At 44.4% G+C, this 20,233-nt stretch carries 16 protein-coding genes; 5 read left to right on the plus strand and 11 right to left on the minus strand.

All coding sequences use genetic code 11. The features are described 5' to 3' along the window. Positions 1-24: 24 nt before the first annotated feature. The 7 genes from accC to HB679_RS16540 all read right to left on the minus strand — a co-directional run bounded on the left by accC (position 25) and on the right by HB679_RS16540 (position 6,204). The gene (accC, locus tag HB679_RS16510) at positions 25-1,365 is read right to left on the minus strand and encodes an acetyl-CoA carboxylase biotin carboxylase subunit (protein WP_214073113.1); all 1,341 of its coding nucleotides are present in this window, start codon (positions 1,363-1,365) and stop codon (positions 25-27) included. Positions 1,366-1,465: 100 nt separating this feature from the next. Then, complete coding sequence (gene accB / locus HB679_RS16515) at positions 1,466-1,936, minus strand: acetyl-CoA carboxylase biotin carboxyl carrier protein (RefSeq protein ID WP_214073114.1); 471 nt, start codon at positions 1,934-1,936, stop codon at positions 1,466-1,468. Between the two features lie 223 nt (positions 1,937-2,159). Next, positions 2,160-3,155 (minus strand): beta-ketoacyl-ACP synthase III, encoded by a 996-nt coding sequence (locus HB679_RS16520; protein ID WP_214073115.1) that lies wholly within the window; start codon positions 3,153-3,155, stop codon positions 2,160-2,162. A 12-nt stretch (positions 3,156-3,167) separates the two neighbouring features. Next, on the minus strand, positions 3,168-4,103 hold the full coding sequence (plsX, locus tag HB679_RS16525; RefSeq protein WP_214073116.1) for a phosphate acyltransferase PlsX: 936 nt from the start codon (positions 4,101-4,103) through the stop codon (positions 3,168-3,170). Positions 4,104-4,118: 15 nt separating this feature from the next. Continuing rightward, complete coding sequence (gene rpmF, locus HB679_RS16530) at positions 4,119-4,307, minus strand: 50S ribosomal protein L32 (protein WP_214073117.1); 189 nt, start codon at positions 4,305-4,307, stop codon at positions 4,119-4,121. A 15-nt stretch (positions 4,308-4,322) separates the two neighbouring features. Next, entirely contained in the window at positions 4,323-4,844 is a 522-nt protein-coding gene (locus HB679_RS16535) for a DUF177 domain-containing protein (RefSeq protein WP_214073118.1), read from the minus strand. Positions 4,845-5,019: 175 nt separating this feature from the next. After that, positions 5,020-6,204 (minus strand): DUF5009 domain-containing protein, encoded by a 1,185-nt coding sequence (locus tag HB679_RS16540; RefSeq protein ID WP_214073119.1) that lies wholly within the window; start codon positions 6,202-6,204, stop codon positions 5,020-5,022. Between the two features lie 188 nt (positions 6,205-6,392). Here HB679_RS16540 and HB679_RS16545 point away from each other — a divergent pair, with 188 nt between their 5' ends. The 3 genes from HB679_RS16545 (at position 6,393) to HB679_RS16555 (ending at position 10,768) form a co-directional block, all read left to right on the plus strand. Further along, a complete protein-coding gene (locus HB679_RS16545) occupies positions 6,393-7,112 on the plus strand; it encodes a DUF1080 domain-containing protein (RefSeq protein ID WP_214073120.1) in 720 nt (239 codons plus the stop codon). A 101-nt stretch (positions 7,113-7,213) separates the two neighbouring features. Beyond that, on the plus strand, positions 7,214-8,572 hold the full coding sequence (locus HB679_RS16550; RefSeq protein WP_214073121.1) for a sigma-54 dependent transcriptional regulator: 1,359 nt from the start codon (positions 7,214-7,216) through the stop codon (positions 8,570-8,572). Between the two features lie 189 nt (positions 8,573-8,761). Then, the gene (locus tag HB679_RS16555) at positions 8,762-10,768 is read left to right on the plus strand and encodes a KUP/HAK/KT family potassium transporter (protein ID WP_214073122.1); all 2,007 of its coding nucleotides are present in this window, start codon (positions 8,762-8,764) and stop codon (positions 10,766-10,768) included. Between the two features lie 2 nt (positions 10,769-10,770). On the opposite strand, the gene HB679_RS16560 is transcribed toward HB679_RS16555, so the two are convergent. After that, positions 10,771-11,511: a YdcF family protein gene (locus HB679_RS16560; protein WP_214073123.1), complete on the minus strand. Its 741-nt coding sequence runs from the start codon at positions 11,509-11,511 to the stop codon at positions 10,771-10,773. 165 nt (positions 11,512-11,676) lie between these two features. On the opposite strand from HB679_RS16560, the gene HB679_RS16565 reads away from it, so the two are divergent. Further along, entirely contained in the window at positions 11,677-12,975 is a 1,299-nt protein-coding gene (locus HB679_RS16565) for a hypothetical protein (protein ID WP_214073124.1), read from the plus strand. An 86-nt stretch (positions 12,976-13,061) separates the two neighbouring features. On the opposite strand, the gene HB679_RS16570 is transcribed toward HB679_RS16565, so the two are convergent. From HB679_RS16570 to HB679_RS16580, 3 genes are all read right to left on the minus strand, one after another. Beyond that, positions 13,062-14,150 (minus strand): hypothetical protein, encoded by a 1,089-nt coding sequence (locus tag HB679_RS16570; RefSeq protein ID WP_214073125.1) that lies wholly within the window; start codon positions 14,148-14,150, stop codon positions 13,062-13,064. 317 nt (positions 14,151-14,467) lie between these two features. After that, a complete protein-coding gene (locus HB679_RS16575; RefSeq protein WP_214073126.1) occupies positions 14,468-15,982 on the minus strand; it encodes a hypothetical protein in 1,515 nt (504 codons plus the stop codon). A 101-nt stretch (positions 15,983-16,083) separates the two neighbouring features. Beyond that, entirely contained in the window at positions 16,084-17,829 is a 1,746-nt protein-coding gene (locus tag HB679_RS16580) for a PQQ-dependent sugar dehydrogenase (protein ID WP_214073127.1), read from the minus strand. A gap of 177 nt (positions 17,830-18,006) precedes the next feature. On the opposite strand from HB679_RS16580, the gene HB679_RS16585 reads away from it, so the two are divergent. Then, positions 18,007-20,148: a hypothetical protein gene (locus HB679_RS16585; protein WP_214073128.1), complete on the plus strand. Its 2,142-nt coding sequence runs from the start codon at positions 18,007-18,009 to the stop codon at positions 20,146-20,148. Positions 20,149-20,233 lie beyond the last annotated feature (85 nt).

A 20,233-nucleotide genomic window follows, 5' to 3' on the forward strand; every position in this document is an offset into this window, starting at 1 on the left:
TTTTATTGGTGTAGACGGTTTTAATTATTCAGAAAACTCAAACGTTTCCATAAACTTGGTAGTAAAGTTACCGGCACGGAAGTTAGGGTCTTTCAATAATTTTAGGTGGAATGGTATCGTAGTTTTAATACCTTCAATAATAAACTCGCCCAATGCGCGCTCCATGGTGCTTAAAGCTTCTTCGCGGGTTTGCGCCACGCAAATTACTTTGGCAATCATTGAGTCGTAATTTGGCGGGATAACATAGCCGCTGTATACGTGCGTATCTATACGTACACCATGGCCACCCGGCGAGTGGAAATTGGTTATTTTACCCGGTGACGGGCGGAAGTTATTAAACGGATCTTCGGCATTAATACGGCACTCAATGGCATGCATGGTTGGCTCGTAATTTTTACCTGAGATGGGAATACCGGCAGCAACTTTAATTTGCTCTTTAATCAGGTCGAAATTGATCACCTCTTCGGTAACCGGGTGCTCTACCTGGATACGGGTATTCATTTCCATGAAGTAGAAGTTGCGGTCCTTATCAACCAAAAACTCTACGGTACCCGCACCTTCATATTTTACAGCTTTGGCGCCTTTGATGGCAGCCTCGCCCATTTTTTTACGTAGCTTCTCGGTCATGAAAGGCGATGGTGCCTCTTCAACCAATTTTTGGTGACGACGCTGAATAGAGCAATCGCGTTCTGACAAGTGGCAAACTTTACCATATTGATCGCCTACTACCTGTATTTCGATGTGACGCGGGTCCTGAACATATTTTTCAAGGTACATGCCATCGTTACCAAAAGCAGCGCCTGATTCTGCACGGGCTGAATCCCAGGCGTTTTCAAACTCTTCATCTTTCCAAACTATACGCATACCGCGGCCACCACCACCGGCAGTAGCTTTAAGGATTACAGGGTAACCAATTTTTTTTGCTATCGCGATACCTTCTTTCACGCTTTCTAACAAACCGTCAGAACCAGGAACAATTGGTACACCCGCTTTTTTCATGGTTTCTTTAGCCGAAGCCTTATCACCCATGGAGTTGATCTGATCGGCAGTAGCGCCTATGAATTTGATGCCGTACTCTGCACAGATGGCCGAGAACTTGGCATTCTCTGACAAGAAACCATAGCCCGGATGGATCGCATCGGCATTGGTTAGCTCGGCAGCTGATATTAAGTTTGGGATATTTAAATAAGAATCTTTACTTGGTGGCGGGCCTATACAAACAGCCTCATCCGCAAAACGTACGTGAAGGCTGTCACGGTCCGCAGTAGAATATACAGCAACCGTTTTAATACCCATTTCTTTACAGGTACGGATTATGCGAAGAGCAATTTCACCACGATTAGCTATTAATATTTTTTTAAACATGTTGTTGATATGCAAATGTGCAAATGTGCAGATATGCAGATGTATTTTTAGATGTGCTTATTATTTGCACATCCGCACACCTGCCTATTGGCACATCATATTAAATAGGTTCTACTAAAAATAATGGCTGGTCATATTCAACCGGCGAAGCGTTATCAACCAGTATTTTAACAATACGGCCGGAAACTTCTGATTCGATCTCGTTGAATAATTTCATGGCTTCAATGATACAAACTACTGTACCGCTTGAAACTTCATCGCCTACGTTTACAAATAATGGTTTATCTGGCGACGCTGAGCGGTAAAAAGTACCAATCATTGGCGATTTGATAGTGATGTAGTGCGATGTGTCGGCTACAGCCGGAGCTGCCGGTGCGGCAGGAGCAGCAGCCAAAGCCGGAGCAGCAGGTGCGGCGGCAACAGGTGCAGCAACCGGTACAGTTGCATGAACAACAGTTGGTTCCTGGTTAGTTTTAATAGTGATCTTAAAATCTTTTTGCTCTAACGATACTTCGTTTACGCCCGATTTGGAAACAAAGCGAATAAGATCTTGTATTTGTTTAATATCCATTGTTGCAGATTATAGGGTTTTTGGATAATGTGTATTAATCTAAGTTAGTTATAATGTTATAATGTGCAAATATGCGATTCGATGTGCAAATATGCAGATATGCAAATGTGCAGATGAATCTATAATTTAAGTTATTGATAATTAACAACTCGTATGGTATAATGTTCTTGAAAAAAGCATTTGCACATCTGCATATCCACGCATCTGCACATCTGTCTCTCATCTATGAATTATAGCCCCATTTAATGTACATAGCGCCCCAGGTAAAGCCACCACCAAAGGCAGCCAGTATCAGGTTGTCGCCTTTTTTAAATTTGCTTTCCCATTCCCACAAACATAAAGGTATAGTTGCATTGGTAGTATTACCGTAACGCTCAATGTTAACAATCACTTTGTCTTCGCTAACACCACAACGGTTAGCCGTGGCATCAATGATACGTTTGTTGGCCTGGTGTGGTACTAACCACGCTATATCTTCAGATGTCAGGTTATTGCGCTCCATTACTTCGGCAGCAACATCGGCCATACTGGTAACCGCAAATTTAAATACTGTTTTGCCTTCCTGGTAAGCATAATGCTCGCGGGCATCAATAGTTGCATGAGTTGCAGGTTTAACAGAACCACCGGCTTTCATATGCAGGAACGGAATGCCCGAACCATCGCTTTTCAAAACCGAATCTAACACGCCATAACCATCTGTACTTGGCTCTAACAAGGCACAACCTGCGCCGTCGCCAAAGATGATACAGGTAGCACGGTCCTGGTAGTCTACTATTGATGACATTTTATCGGCGCCAACAACCAGTACTTTTTTATGCATACCTGTTTCAATAAACTGTGCGCCGGTAGCTAAACCAAACACAAAGCCAGAGCAGGCAGCCTGCATATCAAACCCCCAGGCATTAACCGCACCAATTTTGTGTGCAAAAAGGTTAGCCGTAGCCGGGAAAGGCATATCAGGGGTAGTGGTACAAAAAATGATCAGGTCAATTTCTTCTGCGCCGATGCCGCGTTTTTCAAGCAGGCCCAAAACAGCAGGTACAGCCAGATCTGAGGTGCCCAGGCCTTCGCCTTTTAGTATTCTGCGTTCTTTGATACCGGTACGGCTGGTTATCCACTCGTCATTGGTATCAACCATGGTAGATAATTCCTGGTTGGTGAGTACATAGTCTGGCACGTAGCCATTAACAGCCGTAATAGCTGCAGTAATTTTACTCATAGTTATAATTTTTTATTGAAAGGCCTTGGCTATTTTAGCAACCAATTCGCTCTCAACCATATCTTTTGATAAAAGTACCATATTTTTAATGGCTTCGGGACTAGAAATTCCGTGGCCAACCACAACCGGGGCATTTAAACCTAAAATAGGGCTGCCACCGTATTGCTCATAATTAAACCTGTCAAAAAATTCGTCCTTCAAGCCCTTTTTGCGGGTGATGACGTAGAATGATTCGGCAAGTTTTAATATAATGTTCCCGGTAAAACCATCGCATACAAAAACATCGGCCATGTCACCAAACAGGTCACGTCCTTCGGCATTACCAATAAAGTTAAACTGGGATGTTTCTTTCATTAAAGGATAAGTGGCTTGGCAAAGCAGGTTTCCTTTTTCTTCTTCTTCGCCAATATTCATCAGCGCTACGCGGGGATTTTCTATACCGTAAACGTTTTGTGCCATCAGGCTGCCAAGCGCACCAAATTGTACTAATACTTCTGGTTTGCAATCGGCATTAGCGCCAACATCAAGCAATATGCTGATGCCGCCCTTTACCCTGGGTACAATGGTGGTAATAGCCGGGCGAAGAATGCCCGGAATAGTTTTAACACTAAACATGGAGCCAACCAGCATGGCACCGGTGTTGCCTGCCGATGAAAAGGCATCAATCTGCCCTTCTTTCAACAACCTAAAACCTACGCTGATACTTGAGTCTGCTTTTTGAACAACCGCTTTGGTGGGGTGCTCGCCCATGCCAATAACTTCGGTAGTATGCACATACTCGAAGTTATCCGGATTAAAGTTATTTTCGCGAAGAATGCTTATAGCTGCGTCTTTGTCGCCTATAAGCACCAGTGTATGGCCCGATAAAACCTTGTATGCTTCGATAGCCCCTAAAACGGTCGCTTTGGGGGCGTAATCTCCGCCCATAATATCTAAGCCAATCTTCATATTAGAAAATTAGTGTTAAGCTACTGCTTTTTCGATCAGTAATTTACCGTTGTAGTAAACATTACCGTCTACAGTGTATGCTCTGTGTGGCAAGTGCACGGCGCCGGTTACTTTGCAAGTAGTTAACGTTGGAGCGACAGCGTTGTCATGAGTTCTACGCTTATCTCTTCTTGATTTGGATATTTTACGTTTTGGATGTGGCATAACTTATAGTTATTATTATTTAATTTTTTTTAGCACGTCCCAGCGTGGGTCCGTGTTATCATTCTGTTCATTACCTGTCGATAGATTATTCAATTTATCGATCATCTCTTTATCACAATACTGGGTGTTACCCGCATCGCCACAGCCCGCAATAAGTGGTGCTGCAACATTAATATATTCGTAGATCAACCCGGCAAGCATCAGCTCATGCTCATTTTTGCTTAGGGTGATGATCTCGTCATCCTCTGTTATGTCCTCGTCGCCAAACTTGGCTATCTGCTGTTCGCGTACATCCACAGGTTGCGGATATTGCGCCAGGCAGGTATCGCAAGTAGCTTCAATAGTACCGGTGATATGAAAATCCAGGAGTAACATAGTTTCCTGTTTTTCCAATTCAACCTGGCATTTCAAGTCGGCTTTCTTTACCAGCGAGTAGTCAAACTCGTCAAAAAAATCATCCTTTACATCAAACTCAAAGTGATGCTTTCCCAGCGCTAAACCGGTAAAAGGAATCGAATAATTTCTTAGCGATTTCAATGAGCAACAATTAGCCTGCAAATGTAGGGAAAAATTGTAATACAGAAAAAGGTTTTTTTAAATTGGATTTACCCCCTTTAAAGCCCCCTCTAAATCTCCCCCGGTAGGGGAGACTTTTGTAGGTAATACTTTTTTAAGCCCTCCCTACCGGGGAGGGTTTGGGAGGGGCTGATGCTTATATCTTCAACTTTATATTCACTTTCTCCAATAAACCGGTAAGCCATACCATTGCAAAAGCAAATACAATACACTTTATTAACCCGCCCGTGCCCTGGCTTATATAGCCCGGATATTGAAGATTCGTCATCTCAAACAGCGGATAAAACAAGCCCGGCACAATATAACAGGTAAAAGCATTGCTACCGGCCGGCTCAATAATCTTGAACCATTTGTACTTGTTTTTAAAATCGACAATAAAAATAAAGAGTGCATATACCACCAAACTTATTGCGGTACAGATCAATACCCATGAAGGTGTATCGCGAACCTTAGAGATGCCACCACTAAAGTAACGCACGATGAAGCCCAGGTTAAACAGAATTACAGCCATGAGCAACATACCTATCCAAAGTAAGCGCAGCTCGCCCCGTTCGCGCAGGCGCATATATAATACTGCCACAAAAACGCCCGCCATGGTAAATGCCTGCATGGCGCCGTTACCAGATAGCCAGATGTACTGCCGCAGCGGATCAAGGAATGAAAGCATGCCGAAATGGAAATCGATATTAAAAAACATGAAGAAGATCCATGCGGCCGCCTGAATCCACAGGTATCCTTTAGAGTAATAATAAATGAGCGCGCATACCAGGTACGACCAGCCTATTAAACCCAAAATCTCCCACCAGGTAAAGTGCAGCCAATGATGCACAGGGTCCTTGCTTCGGTAAAGTATGGATAGTACAATGAGCAACGCACAACCAAAACCCTGCAGCAGGTATTTTTTTAGTTTGGATGTGTCTTTACTGTAATCGAGAAAGATAAAGAAGAAACTGAACACCATTAAACTTTCCCAAACCGGCCGGGGTAAGAGGGCATAAGCTTCGCTATAGCTGTCGACGTTAGAGAAAAAGAAGCCCATAAAGATCAGCGCGAACGACCGCATGACGATACGCAGTGGGGCATGATAGTCGCCACGTTTAATGCGGTTCTGAAAAGCAAAAGGTATTGAGAGGCCTACTATGAACAAAAACGCAGGGAAGATGGTGTCGGCTAATCCTAAGGCATCGGCATTCATTTTAGCATGATGTATCCATTGAGGGGTGTTAGGTACATCATCAAGATCATTCACAAAAATCATTAAAAACATGGTTACGGCCCGAAACACATCAATGGACCTAACCCGGCTCGGCTCACTATTCATCACGATATTTAATAGCCGCAACCTATAAAATGTTTGAGACTATGATGTTAAATTTTGTTAAAAAATACCTTAACGTTAGCATAGGGGGCATTTATTTGATTGTAACTCATTATTTACCTGACATTTTTTCAAAAAGTATAGCACCTTTAAAAATTATTGTAGATTTACCCTAACCATTAAAATTAAATATGAAAAAAATACTATTGGGTCTTGCTGCTTGCCTTGCCTTATCAAGCGCAGTAAAAGCACAAGACAACACCCTAACTAAAAAAGAAATTAAACAAGGCTGGAAATTGCTGTTTGACGGTACCGACCTTAAAGGCTGGCACTCATTTAAAAGAGATACCGCCGCTGCAAACTGGAAAGCAGTAAACGGCGAGATAAATTATGATCGTGACCATAACAATGCCGGCGACGATTTATTGACCGATGGCGTTTATGAAAACTATGAACTGCAACTACAGTGGAAAATAAGCCCGGGTGGTAATAGCGGTATTATTTTCGACGTGCAGGAAGCTCCGCAATATAGCGCAACCTATCAAACCGGTGCAGAAATGCAGGTTTTAGATAATGTTGGCGCTGACGACAACAAAAAACAAAATCACTTAGCAGGTTGCTTGTATGACATGATTGGTGATGCAACTGTATCACATCCGGTTACCCCAGGTGAGTGGAATCAGGTTAGATTGATCCAAAACAAAGGTCATTTAACTTTCTATTTAAATGGCACTAAGACTGTCGATGTGCAAATTGGCAGCCCTGAGTGGACAGCTGCTATCGCGCAAAGCAAATTCAAAGACAAATATTTTGCAGATTTCCTGAAAATTCAGAAAGGCCATATCGCTATCCAAAAACACCCGGGAGCAAGCGGTTGGAAAAACATGAAAATATTAGAGCTTAAAGACTAATTACGTCTTAGTTTAAAATACAGACCCGTTAATGCCTGGCGTTAACGGGTTTTTTGTTGTTTTATAATCACAATTAAATTATCCAGCTTTGTAGGCGATATATGAGCACAACGGCAACAGGCAAACTTTTAATTATTGATGACGAGGAACGCCTGCGCCAACTACTGGCCCGTGTTTTACAACTGGAGGGCTATACCATATTACAGGCCCCAACTGCAAAAGAAGGTTTGCGCCAATTAGATAATGCTGCGGTTGATGTTGTAATATGTGATGTTAAACTCCCCGATGCCAACGGCATTGAGTTGACCAAAACCATCAAAACCGCTCATCCTGCAGTAGAGATTATCATGCTTACAGCCTATGGCACCATCAACGATGGTGTAACCGCCATGAAAAACGGTGCTTTTGATTATATTACCAAAGGCGACGATAACGACAAGATCATACCCCTGGTGAGCAAGGCCATGGATAAAGCTACCTTGCAGCGCAGGGTATTTGAGCTGGAAAACAAGTTGAGTAAAAAATTTGGTTTTGAGCGCATTATTGGCACATCGCCCAGCATTACCAACGCCATTAAATTAGCGCAGCGCGTAGCCGCTACCGATACTACGGTTTTATTATTAGGCGAAACCGGCACGGGTAAAGAAATTTTTGCCGAAGCAATACACCATACCAGCCTGCGTAACACCAAGCCCTTTGTTGCTATAAATTGCAGCGCCTTTAGTAAAGATTTATTAGAGAGCGAATTGTTTGGCCATAAAGCCGGTGCATTTACCGGAGCCATCAAAGACAAAAAAGGGTTATTTGAAGAAGCTAACGGCGGCACTATTTTTTTAGATGAGATAGGCGAAATGGACGCCGACCTGCAGGCCAAATTACTGCGCGTATTGGAGTCGCAGCAATTTATTAAGATTGGCGATACCAAAACCACCCAGGTAAACGTGCGCATACTGGCAGCTACCAACCGCGATTTACAGGCAGAGATCACTGAAGGGCGCTTCCGGTCTGATCTGTTTTATCGCTTATCTGTCTTTCAGGTTGTACTGCCATCACTGCGCGACCGTCGCAATGATATAGGGTTATTAGCTACCAGCTTTGTTAAATTGTTCTCGGTTAAGGTGGGTAAGCAGGTTAACGGCTTTAGTACAGAGTTTTTAAAGAAGCTGGAAGCCTACAACTGGCCCGGTAATATCCGCGAATTGAAAAATGTCATTGAGCGCGCCGTAATTTTAAGCGATGACAAAGAGCTCGACACCGGTTTATTACCTTACGAGTTTGAGAAAGTACCCGCAGCTAACATCAACCCAAATTCAACTTTCGACCTCTCTATTATGGAGCAGCAGCATATTAAACGTGTGCTGGCCCATACCCAGGGCAACCGCGCTGAAGCCGCCCGGCTTTTAAACATTGGTGTTGCTACTTTGTACCGCAAGCTCAAGGAATATGGACTCGAATCATAGCGTTTACCCTTTCCATTTTGATAAAACCATATCAAAATGATATGGTAGTTACATAGTTGTGTTACCTGTACACCAATTTAACATATTCATTAATAAGTATTTAGGTTAATATTTATAGGTGTGGCACTTATTTGGCAAAAGAGGATGCATGTTTAATCACCCGATTTCTTCATCCCCTTTTTAATTATAATGAACTCTCATCTAAAAACCGTTACGGCTGCCGGCTTACTCATTACACTTGGAATTATTTTTGGCGACATAGGCACCTCGCCGCTGTATGTTTTTCAATCGCTTTTAATTGAAGGCGGCACAGCTAATCAATCGCTGGTGCTGGGTTCATTGTCCTGCATATTCTGGACGCTTACGCTGCAAACTACCTTTAAATATATTTTCATCACCCTGCAAGCCGACAATAACGGCGAGGGCGGCATCTTCTCTTTATACGCATTAGTGCGCCGTTATGGTAAATGGCTGGCTATCCCAGCCATCATTGGTGCAGGCACGTTGTTAGCCGACGGTATTATTACACCACCGGTATCCGTTGCCTCGGCTATAGAAGGGTTAAGCAACGTGCCTGCCCTGGCATCCTCGTTTATACCGGGTTGCTGGTTAATTATGGGTATTGTTACCGGCATCATTCTGCTGCTTTTCTTCTTTCAGCAGTTTGGCACCAAGGTGGTGGGTACTGCATTTGGGCCGGTTATGCTGATATGGTTTTTAACCATTGGCATCTTCGGTTTTTTGCAGGTGATGCATAACCCGGGCATATTTAAGGCTGTCAATCCGTATTATGGCGCCCGTTTATTGATGGATCATCCCAAAGGTTTCTGGCTGCTGGGTGCCGTATTTTTGTGTACTACCGGCGCCGAGGCATTATATTCTGATCTTGGACATTGCGGTCGCAAGAACATCCAGGTGAGCTGGTTATTTGTTAAAACTGCCCTGTTGCTAAATTATTTTGGACAGGCTGCCTGGGTTTTAAAACAACCGGTTAATACCAATTTTAGTTTGTTAAACCCGTTTTATCAGATAGTGCCGCACCCTGAAGTTTTGATGATACCTTGCGTAGCACTGGCTACGCTGGCTACGATTATTGCCAGCCAGGCGTTAATCAGCGGATCGTTTACCTTGATTAGCGAGGCTGTAAGTATGAACTTCTGGCCGCGTATCACTATTAAATATCCCTCAAACATCCGCGGGCAAATCTATATCCCCAGCATTAACTGGATACTATGTTTCGGCTGTATCGCGGTGACGCTTTATTTCCGTACCGTCGAGCATATGACTGCTGCCTACGGTTTCTCTATCACCATAGCTATGCTCATGACCACTATTTTAATGTACTATTTTATGCGGTATGTTAAACATTGGCCGGTATGGTTAGTGACTATCATTTTGTGCGTATTCTTAACTGTCGAGTTTAGTTTCTTCATTGTAAACGCAGTTAAAATTCTGAAACGTTTATTCTTCCTGGTATTTGAATTTGGGTTGATATTTACCATGTACGTTTGGTACAAAGCCCGCAAGATCAATAATCGCTTCCTGAATTTTGTAGATCTTAAATCCCATATTCCGTTGCTAAACGCGCTGAGTGCAGATGAATCTATAGCCAAATATGCCGGTCAGCTCATTTACTTAACCAAAGCCAATAACAGCAGGCAGATCGAGGAGAAAATTCTGTACTCTATCATGAGCCGCAGCCCTAAACGTGCCGACACGTATTGGTTTATCCACGTAGATACCACCTATGAGCCGTACACGATGGAATACAGCGTTGAACAACTGGAAGCCGGCAAGATCATTCGGGTCGACTTCCGTCTGGGTTTCAGAATACAACCGCGGGTGAATGTGTTATTCAGGAAAGTGATTGAAGATATGCTGAGCCGCAACGAATTGGATATCACCAGTAAATATACCTCGCTAAACCAGTTTAAAATAGTGTCCGATTTCAGGTTTGTGATCCTGGAAAAATTCCTGTCGTACAACAATGTATTTAGCGTAGCCGAAAGCTTTATTCTGAACAGCTATTTCAGCATCAAAAAGCTGGCACAGTCTGACGCTAAAACATTTGGTTTAGATACCAGCGAGATCCACATTGAAAAGATACCTTTAGTGGTAAACCCGGTTACTAACTTTAAATTAAAAAGGATAGACCCGGTAACGGGAGACCCTGTTCATGAGTTGGTGCACGCTTAAGATTATTTAAAGAAGTTAATGGCATAGCCAATAACTTCTTTAATGTACAGTTCCCAGTTACGTAATACGCCGGGATCAGGACAAAATAAGCCTATTCCTAATTGGGTATCGAAAGCCAGAAAATTGCAGGGATATGGGTCAACCTGTAAGCCCGCGTGTTTAAAAAGCATCAATGAGCGGCGCATATGGAAAGCCGAGGTTACCAATAAATATGGTGGTGGCAGATGTGTTTTTTCCAAAATGGCTTTGGTGAACTTTGCGTTTTCGAAGGTGTTTTTTGAATTGCTCTCGGTTAATATCAAGCTATCCGGAATATTAAATTTTTCAAGTTGGGTTTTAACATAAGTGGCCTCCCGGAAACTCCCGGGAGTTAGCAAGCCGTTTCCTCCGGATATCAGGATATGCGACACTTGTTTAGTTTCCATCAATTTAACGCCCTGTATAAATCGGTCAGACGCTTCGGTGAAATGACCGCCATCTTCGCCACCATCGCCAGAAAATCCGCCCAAAACAATCGCACAGCTATATTTTTTATGATTTACCGGCGTGCGCACATCCCAAACACCCTCAAACCAATTGAGTAGCACCGGTATCGAAAACAAGTAAAAAACCACCGCGGCCGCTATTAAGAATCGCTTTTTAGAACGCCTGTTTTTAACAAATATGCCCAATAATACCAGCGCGATTACCCAGTAAATGGGTAATATAAAAAACAGTAAGATTTTTGATAGGATAAAATACATAATATGCAATTGACTGCTAAGATATTAATTATACCAATATCGCTTACAAATAGGGCAATAACACAAATTATTATAGTGCCTTTACTTGCGTTCTTTATATTATCTTAGTGAATACAATAATAAACCAACGCATAGAAGCTGCGACCTCAAATTTTAATATCATTCATGAAAAAATACTGGCTATTAAGCTGTGTGGCTATCAGTGTATTTAGCTTAAATGGCTACGCACAAACCAACACTAACAAGGCCCTGGCGCAAACTATTTTAACTAACAATAATCTTGACTCTGTACAGGCGCGTGCTATTAATCTGCTTTCGGGCTTCTCGGCAGGTACATCTTATAATGAAGTCTGGATTCGCGATTTCAATACTTTTATCAAAGGATCATTAAAAGCTCATCCCAAAGAAGAAGTAAAGAAGATGCTGCTGATGTTCTTTAAGATCCAGGGCAATGATGGCAATATTGTGGACGGGGTGGTAGAAACCAAGAAGGCAAACGTCGGTTATGACTACCGGCATTCGGACTTACTGCCGGGTTGGGAAGCCCATAAAAACACCGTGGAAACCGACCAGGAATCATCACTGGTGCAGGCTATTCGTAAATATATCGATGTTACCGGCGACGTATCTATTTTGGATGAACAGATTGGCGGTAAATCAGTAATCAGTAGAATTGAGGCAGCATTAAATTATATCATGACCGACCGCTGGTCGGAAAAGTACGGACTGGTTACCGGAGCAACAACTATCGATTGGGGCGATATACAACCTGATGGCGGTTGGGGTGTGGCTGTTAACCAGAAAACCAAATGGGCAATCGATATTTATGATAACGCCATGTTTGCCATAGCGCTGCGCGATTTTATGCACTTTAAGCCTAAAACATATCAAACCAGTCATGATTGGACTATGATAGCAGCCAACCTGAAAACCAACGTACGAAGGTATCTTTGGGATGCGAAAGCGCAGAAATACATTCCGCATCTGTACCTGGACGGAAGTCCTTTTCCTGAAAGTTTTAATGAGCGCGAAATCTTGTACACCGGCGGGTCGGTAATTGCGATACTGGCCGGGTTCAACACCAAAGCCGAGGTGCTGGAAATTAACAGGCAGATGCTCGCGGCAGCAGCTAAACAACCTCATGCAACTATCGGTATGACAGTGTACCCGCCTTATCCAAAAGAGTTGTACTCTAATGTGCTTCCATTTACTTATCAGAATGCCGGCGATTGGACTTGGTTTGGTGGCCGCATGACCGGCGCTTTGCTTAACTATGGCATGGCGCAACAAGCTTATAATGATTTAATGCCGATGATTGACCGCACTATCCAAAACAAAGGTTTTTTTGAATGGTACAATGTACAAACCGGCGCCCCAAGTGGTTCAGGGAGTTTCAGGGGCGAGGCGGGAGTATTGTTTGAAGCGATTAGCCAGTTAAAGGATTGGGCCAATACACATAAGTAACACTTGCTGTCATTGCGAGCGAAGCGCGGCAATCGCAGGGTTGCGTAGTTCGCAATTGCCGCACTTCGCTCGCAATGACAACTAAATTAATGCTCTGACTGCCCCGGAATCTCAGGAATGCCCGGGTCGTCCAAGACTTGTACCGCTGTGCCGTCGCCTACGCTTTTCCAATCGTGCAATACCCAAACTACTTTTTTATCGGGGGATACCTCTATCATCTGCGGACCCTTACCATTTTGGCCGCGCGACGTGAAAATGGTGTTACCATTAGCCAGCCGGGTACAACTTTGTGGTGCCGATGTTAGTTGGTATGCAGCAGGCAAATCTGTTTTACAATTAAATTCCCATACGGTTTCGCCTTTGGTATTCACTTCGCGGGTAAGCCAGTCTTTTTCGTCGGTGATCAACGTATTCCCATTTTTTAATCTGATAGCTGCCCATGGCGATGAAATATCGTAACGCCAGATCTCTTTAAAATCTTTATCATACTCAACCACCTGGTTCATGGTTAAAAATGATACCAGGTAAGTGCCCTGCGCGGTTACTCTTGCCCTTCTGAACTGGCCGTGGATACCGGTTGGGTCCTGCGGATTTTTGTAGGGTAGTTCGTGCTCTACCTCAACTTTACCAGTCTTAATATTGATGATCATTAGTTTAGGCGGCAGACCATTTACGACAAACATTACGCGATCCAGGCCCAGGGGCTGGCAGGTATGTGTTTCGGTATGATCCATTCCGCCCGGAGTTTTGAAATCATAGCGCCAGATCACTTTTTTATCAGGCGTAATTTCGGCTATGTATTTCATACGCGTAAAAAGGATATTGCCGTTAGACAGCATCCAGACATCATCATACTCCGGCCCCTTGCCGGTAGCATAGGTCCAGATAACCTTGCCGTTGTTAATCAACGACATGATATTGCAGTTTTCGCCCACAAAAAGCATGGGGTGCTGCGCCAGTCCGTTGCCGGGCAAATCAGCGGGTGTTGGTTCGGTTGAATTGATCAATGACGCAGGCTCTTCGCCGGGACCCATAGCCGGTACGTTAGCTGCGGTAAACAGATTGAGCACATCCATACATGGCGTTGCACTCTTTTTTTTCTTTTGTGCTATAACAAGGCTTGGAACAATTGCTGCAAAGAGGACCAGCAAAAGGCTACTTTTAGTTATTTTCATGATCCGGAAATTTAGTTTATAAACGTTGTGGGTTTTAGCCCCACTCCTGTAATTGGCGCCAGGTAAACAAGTATAAAAATATTTGCGCTGATATGGAAAATGCAGGCTTGCGTTAAGTGGCTATTTAACAGCGGATAAGGCCGTTAATTAGCCCGGTTTATACCTGAATATTAATGCGGTAACGATTGCGTAGATTTTTGAAAAAGCGATTAATTTTTCTTTTGTCATTGCGAGGAGGACCGACGAAGCAATCGCACGCGTTCAAGCCGTCCTGCTTGCGATTGCCGCGCTTCGCTCGCAATGACAGCCATATCACATTACCCCTTCCCCTCATAAAAATCCTTAACAGCCTTCGCTCCACCAGCTATATTAGGCAACTTCATTTCAGAATATTTACGGGCGAAAATAATGCCTTGCGCCCCTGCTTTAAGGGCTGTCATGGTAGAGCGGTAAGCATCCTCGGGTGTGGTTTGTTTGTTTTTAGCCGCGTTGGGGATATCAATATCCAGCCCGGCGTAGATCTTGCATTTGCCTTGCACGCTATCTAACGCGCGTTTGGTTTCTTTGGCTACATAATCCTGCGGCATGCCCTCGGCGCCAAGTGTGCTGAGGTCCATGTCTTCATAATTCATTAGGCGATTATTCAGCTTCAGATATTCTTCTTTGGAGAGATCGCCAAAAACCGTCGACGCATTAGAGTTAATATAACCCGCGTAGCGCGAGCCACCCACAATATTATAAATAACCGGCTTGATAAAATCGGCATAAGCCAAACGTTCATAAGGCATCTCGGCCTTAGTAAACGGACTTAAACTATTAGAGTGCCAGATATGGAAACCCGCCTGGATATTAGGTTTAACTGCTTTGGCCGAATCATACACATTACGATAAGTGGCGTGGTTCCCGTCGGTCCATAATTTCTCATAAGCCAGTATCTCCGGGTAATCGGTCATGATGCGCCAAAACCCGGCGAAGTAACCATCAACCGGACGCTGGCGCAACGTCGAGCTTCGCGTAAAATCAACCAGTTTATGATAGCCTTCCAATGCCCTGTCTACATCTATCCCGCGCTCTTTTGCTGCCTTGCGGTGATACTGACAGAAGCAAGTAATCCGTGCCGACGGCCGATCGCCTTTAAAAGGTGCAATGGCATTGTTAAATGGCCCTTGTCGTTCAGAGCTCCACATCAGTCCGTCAATATCATAGCTGGAGCAAATATCCTTGGTCATGCCGCTCACAAAGTTGATATAGTCTGGATTGAGGTCGCAGCAACTTTCTACATGCTGGCCGTAAATGCCGGTCTCCTGTAGTTTGGCGATGTTGGGCACATCCTTATACCAGGTAAAACTATCCTGGTTAAAAACGTAGGTTTTCAGTCCGCGTTTTTTTGCTTCGGGCAGTACGGCGGCCAGCATATCCCAATCGCCGTGGTCGGGTGCTTTGGTATCTTTTAGAATGGTGTTTTTATAAAATTGCGGATGCGGGGTGGCGTAGTTGCCTCCTTTCAGGTCCTGGTATTCCAGTTTGCCATGATCAGGGAAAGGATATCCGGCAATCTGTCTGCCGGCGATGCCACTATCGTAAGTAAACGTCGCCAGAAAAAGTGTGTTGATTGGTCCGGCAGCCTGGATATTATCTAACACCTGGTTAACACCTTCGTCAATAAAAGAGATAGCACCAATTTGGATGCCGATCACGTTATCGATCTTAGCTTTCGGCGCTGCAAAAGCCGACCGGGTTAACAACGATGGCATCATTGCGGCGGCGCCCAAGGTTAATCCGCTTTTAACTATATCACGGCGGGTTAGGCCGTTATTATTTTCTTTTTCCATTGATGGCGTTTGTTGGTTTTTGTCATTGCGAGCGCAGCGCGGCAATCGCGAACTATGCTTTCTCCTTGCGATTGCCACGCTGCGCTCGCAATGACAGGAGGTTAATTAGGCACACAATCTTTGATCTCCCAGATCTTGCCATCTGTTTTGGCCCAGATGTAAAAGGCATTATTCTCGCCCAAACCAAAGCGGATATCGGCTTTTTTATTTTTTACCAGGTCGACATAAGTCGATTTTTGATCGCCAAACTGCAGGTCGAACTCTTTGATCACCGCCTGTTTGCCAAACTTCAAATCAGCATTTTCAACATAAAAAACGCGTCCCCTCAAAATGTCGCCAAATATATATTTGCCTTTCAAAACGGGGATATTGCCGGTGTAGACAAAGCCCCCGGCTATTGAATTGCCCTCGTCGTGATCGTACTCGGCAACCGGATAGGTGTATTTTGGATCGTCATGTGCAGGCAGGTTATAAATGCCGCTTTTCTTACCATTAAAACTCAGCACAAAAGTACCTTCGCGGGCAGGCCAGCCGTAGTTAAGTCCGGGTTTCAGGATATTGATCTCTTCGACATTGTTAAACCCTATTTCAGAAATAAGCACTTTGCCATCAGGTGTCCACATGATTTTGTTTGGATTACGGAAACCCCGGGCATACACCTCACCTAAGATATTCGGGTCGCCGGTTTTGGCCCAGGGGTTATCTGCAGGGATCCCATATTTGCCGTTGCGGCTGTTTCTACCCATCGGGTCAATACGCAGGATAGAGCCACGTGGCTGGGTAGAGCCATTACATAACCAGGGATAACCTGTCTCGGCCGAGCCACCATCTCCCAGATCAATGTATAACAAACCATAGTCTGGCATACCCGGTTTAAGCGTCGGGTCAAAGATCATTTGCTGCATACCATGCATGGCCGACGGATTATCCATGCGGAACAATTCGCGCGGCGTAGCTTCAAAAACAGCGGCAGTTGGGTCCTTAACTTTCCACTCGGTCACTATCCATTGTAAGGCGACAGGTATGGAGTCGGGGTAAGCAAAATCTGCCGGTGCCGAGCCTTTCTTTTCGGTGTGGGTGGTATATATCAGCCCGTTCTTTAAAAAATCAGGATGAAAAGCAAAGGTACCCCAGCCCGTACCCAAGCCGGGTTCGTTAATGAATTTTGGCTTTTCTTTAGCCATATCCATTACTACGTTAAACTGCTTGTCTTTGATCTCATAGAGCTTTCCGCGCAGGTCGAGCATAAATAGACGATTGCCATTAGGGGTTTTTAAAACAAAGGTCTGATTAATACGGGTAAGCGGGTTCTTGGTCGATGTTGCTGGTGCAGTAGCCCATTCCTGTAGCTTTAGTGTTAGCCCGGCTTTTGCAATCTTGGTCGGCATTGGGTCGGTTACCTGCGGGCCAAGATCGGCTGTATTAACATATACCTCGGCTACTTTTTTCTTCGTGTTGATGAAGGACAATAACGCTTTAATATCAGCAGGTGTAAATTGCGGGTGCGCCGGCATCGGCACTTTATTAAACTCGGTAAACCGCGCTACCGCGCGTTTATTGCCGCTTTTAATAACCGCTTGCGAGTTGACGACAAACTTGCTCAAATAAGCATAAGAAACATCGGCAGTAATACCATCCAGATCCGGCCCGATACCCCGCTGACGAAAGTTATGGCACTCCGCGCAATTTTTCTCGAACAGCGCGTCGCCTTTATCAATTACAAGTTTATCGGTAGAATATGTTGCGATGCTTTTTTGTGCGTAAGCACCATTGCCCGTAAGCAAAGCCAGGCTCGTAAGTGCATAGCCAAACATCAGCCTTAAAAAACCGCTTTTTCTATTATTCATATAGGTTGTACTAATTGGTGTTGATGTTCAACAAACTAATATAGCCAACTATGCCGGGTTTTGGCAAGTATCAAATTAGATACATTGCTTTACAGGCAGACGGTTGGTGACAGTTATATAGCTGAATATTTGCACATTTGAATACCCCATATCGTAAACCAATTCGATAAGCCAATTATGAAGATGTCTTTTAACCTTAACGGAGCTATTATTCCTATTATCCTGCTAACACTTTTTGCAAGCTTCAGCACAAAAGCCCAGCAGCAAAAATCAGGGACTATCAATCGAGAAGCTTTGGTTAACCGCCATGACGTCATCATCAAAGGCACAAAAATGAGCGGGCCTTCGCAAGTGGGTAATGGCAGCATTGCTTACAATTTCGATGCAACGGGTATGCAAACCTTTAGCGATAGATATCCTACCCTTTCACACTGGGGATGGAACAGCGTAAAAGTGCCTGATGGTTTTACCGCTACCTCTTTCAAAAAGACCATGTTGGATACTCATGGCCGTATGGTACCCTACGATATGGAAGACCCTAAGCAACCGGAAATGGGTAAATGGCTGGCCAGCAATCCGCATCGTTTTAATTTAGGTCGAATAGGTATGCAAATCAAAAAAAACGACGGTACCATAGCCCAGGTGAAAGACTTTGAAAACGCCTCGCAACACCTTAACCTGTGGACGGGCATTGCCGAAAGTAAATTCACCATCGAGGGCGAAGAAGTAAAAGTGACCACTGCTTGCTATGGCGATAAAGACATCATCGGTTTTAAAATAGAATCAAACCTGATTAAAGAGGGCCGCTTAAGTTTGTTTGTCGATTTCCCCTATGGCAACCTGAACAATTTCAGCAATGCTTCTGACTATAACAAACCGTTGGCACATCAAACACAATTAAAAAGTACCAGTAAAAACAGCGTTTTGTTTAACAGGTCTTTAGACAGCATTTCTTACCAGGTAGCCTGCCAATGGACGGGCAATGGTATCGTCGAAAAGCAAAAACAACATCGTTATACACTATTGCCGGGTAACACCAGCGCGACAGTTGAATATGTATTTGATTTTTCTCAGACGACAATTAATTACCAACTACCCACATTTGCACAGGTAATTGCAAGCAGCGAGGCGCATTGGTTGACATTTTGGAAAAGTGGCGGCGCAATTGATCTGTCGGCGAGTAGAGACACGCGCTGGTTTGAGTTGGAGCGACGCATTGTGCTCTCACAATATGATATGGCGATCAACGCATCGGGTAAATATCCGCCGCAAGAAACCGGGCTGGTGAGTAACAGTTGGTACGGCCGCGCCCATTACGAAATGTATTGGTGGCACGCCGCGCATAATGCCTTATGGAACCGCTGGCCCGAATTGAATAACAGCCTGCATGTATATAACGACAATTTAAAATATGCCATGAAGCGGGCGCACCTGCAAGGCTACCTGGGCGCGCGCTGGCCAAAATGCCCAAATTTATTCAATGGCGAAGAATGGCCCGACGACAAGAACCACGCTTTCCTGGTTTGGCAACAACCGCACCCGATATTTTTTGCCGAACTGGATTACCAGGCACACCCTACCGCTGCAACTTTAAAAAAATGGAATAACGTTGTCGGGCAAACGGCTAATTTCTTAGCCACTTACGCCTTTTTAGATAAAACGAGGAATCAATACGTACTTGGTCCGCCGATACGGGTGGTGTCTGAGAATAACGATATTTATACTACCGAAAATCCAACGTTTGATCTGGCCTATTGGCGCTTCGGATTAAATATCGCCCAAAAATGGCGTAAACGGTTAAAACTAAAACCCAATACCGAATGGGATAAAGTGCTGAAAAACTTATCCCCTTTGCCACAAAAAGATGGGCTGTATGAGCAATGGGAAAACATGCAGGACATGTGGACTAAATTTAACTACGAGCACCCGGCGTTAGTCGGCGTTTATGGTGTACTGCCGGGCAATGGCGTGGATTTAACAACCATAGAAGCTACCTATCAAAAAGTAAAAGCCGTTTGGCAATGGGACAAATGCTGGGGTTGGGACTTCCCCATGATGGCCATGTGCGCTGCCCGTTTAGGTCATCCTGAAGATGCGGTAGATATGCTGTTGCATCCATCACCAAAATTTGGATTTGATGAGCATGGTTTTGTAGGCGGAGGCAATCCGTATCCTTATTTCCCGGCAAACGGTGGCTTATTATATGCTGTCGCGATGTTGACGGCGGGTTGGAATGGTGATAAAAATCAACAGCAACCCGGTTGGCCGAAGGATGGATCCTGGGTGGTGAAATGGGAGGGGTTGAGTAAGGCGCTGTAGAATGTAACAAGCATAATTACTACCACGTCATCGTGAGCGAGGTACGAGCGTGACGATCTCTAAACGCGCGCCGGAGATCGTTACG

This window comes from Mucilaginibacter sp. dw_454, from assembly GCF_018449775.1.
Lineage (GTDB): Bacteria > Bacteroidota > Bacteroidia > Sphingobacteriales > Sphingobacteriaceae > Mucilaginibacter.

Bases quoted from the DNA above. Each gene is read 5' to 3' on its own strand.
- accC (WP_214073113.1), bottom strand. From the start codon at position 1,365: ATGTTTAAAAAAATATTAATAGCTAATCGTGGTGAAATTGCTCTTCGC.
- accB (WP_214073114.1), bottom strand. From the start codon at position 1,936: ATGGATATTAAACAAATACAAGATCTTATTCGCTTTGTTTCCAAATCG.
- HB679_RS16520 (WP_214073115.1), bottom strand. From the start codon at position 3,155: ATGAGTAAAATTACTGCAGCTATTACGGCTGTTAATGGCTACGTGCCA.
- plsX (WP_214073116.1), bottom strand. From the start codon at position 4,103: ATGAAGATTGGCTTAGATATTATGGGCGGAGATTACGCCCCCAAAGCG.
- rpmF (WP_214073117.1), bottom strand. From the start codon at position 4,307: ATGCCACATCCAAAACGTAAAATATCCAAATCAAGAAGAGATAAGCGT.
- HB679_RS16540 (WP_214073119.1), bottom strand. From the start codon at position 6,204: ATGAATAGTGAGCCGAGCCGGGTTAGGTCCATTGATGTGTTTCGGGCC.
- HB679_RS16545 (WP_214073120.1), top strand. From the start codon at position 6,393: ATGAAAAAAATACTATTGGGTCTTGCTGCTTGCCTTGCCTTATCAAGC.
- HB679_RS16550 (WP_214073121.1), top strand. From the start codon at position 7,214: ATGAGCACAACGGCAACAGGCAAACTTTTAATTATTGATGACGAGGAA.
- HB679_RS16555 (WP_214073122.1), top strand. From the start codon at position 8,762: ATGAACTCTCATCTAAAAACCGTTACGGCTGCCGGCTTACTCATTACA.
- HB679_RS16560 (WP_214073123.1), bottom strand. From the start codon at position 11,511: ATGTATTTTATCCTATCAAAAATCTTACTGTTTTTTATATTACCCATT.
- HB679_RS16565 (WP_214073124.1), top strand. From the start codon at position 11,677: ATGAAAAAATACTGGCTATTAAGCTGTGTGGCTATCAGTGTATTTAGC.
- HB679_RS16570 (WP_214073125.1), bottom strand. From the start codon at position 14,150: ATGAAAATAACTAAAAGTAGCCTTTTGCTGGTCCTCTTTGCAGCAATT.
- HB679_RS16575 (WP_214073126.1), bottom strand. From the start codon at position 15,982: ATGGAAAAAGAAAATAATAACGGCCTAACCCGCCGTGATATAGTTAAA.
- HB679_RS16580 (WP_214073127.1), bottom strand. From the start codon at position 17,829: ATGAATAATAGAAAAAGCGGTTTTTTAAGGCTGATGTTTGGCTATGCA.
- HB679_RS16585 (WP_214073128.1), top strand. From the start codon at position 18,007: ATGAAGATGTCTTTTAACCTTAACGGAGCTATTATTCCTATTATCCTG.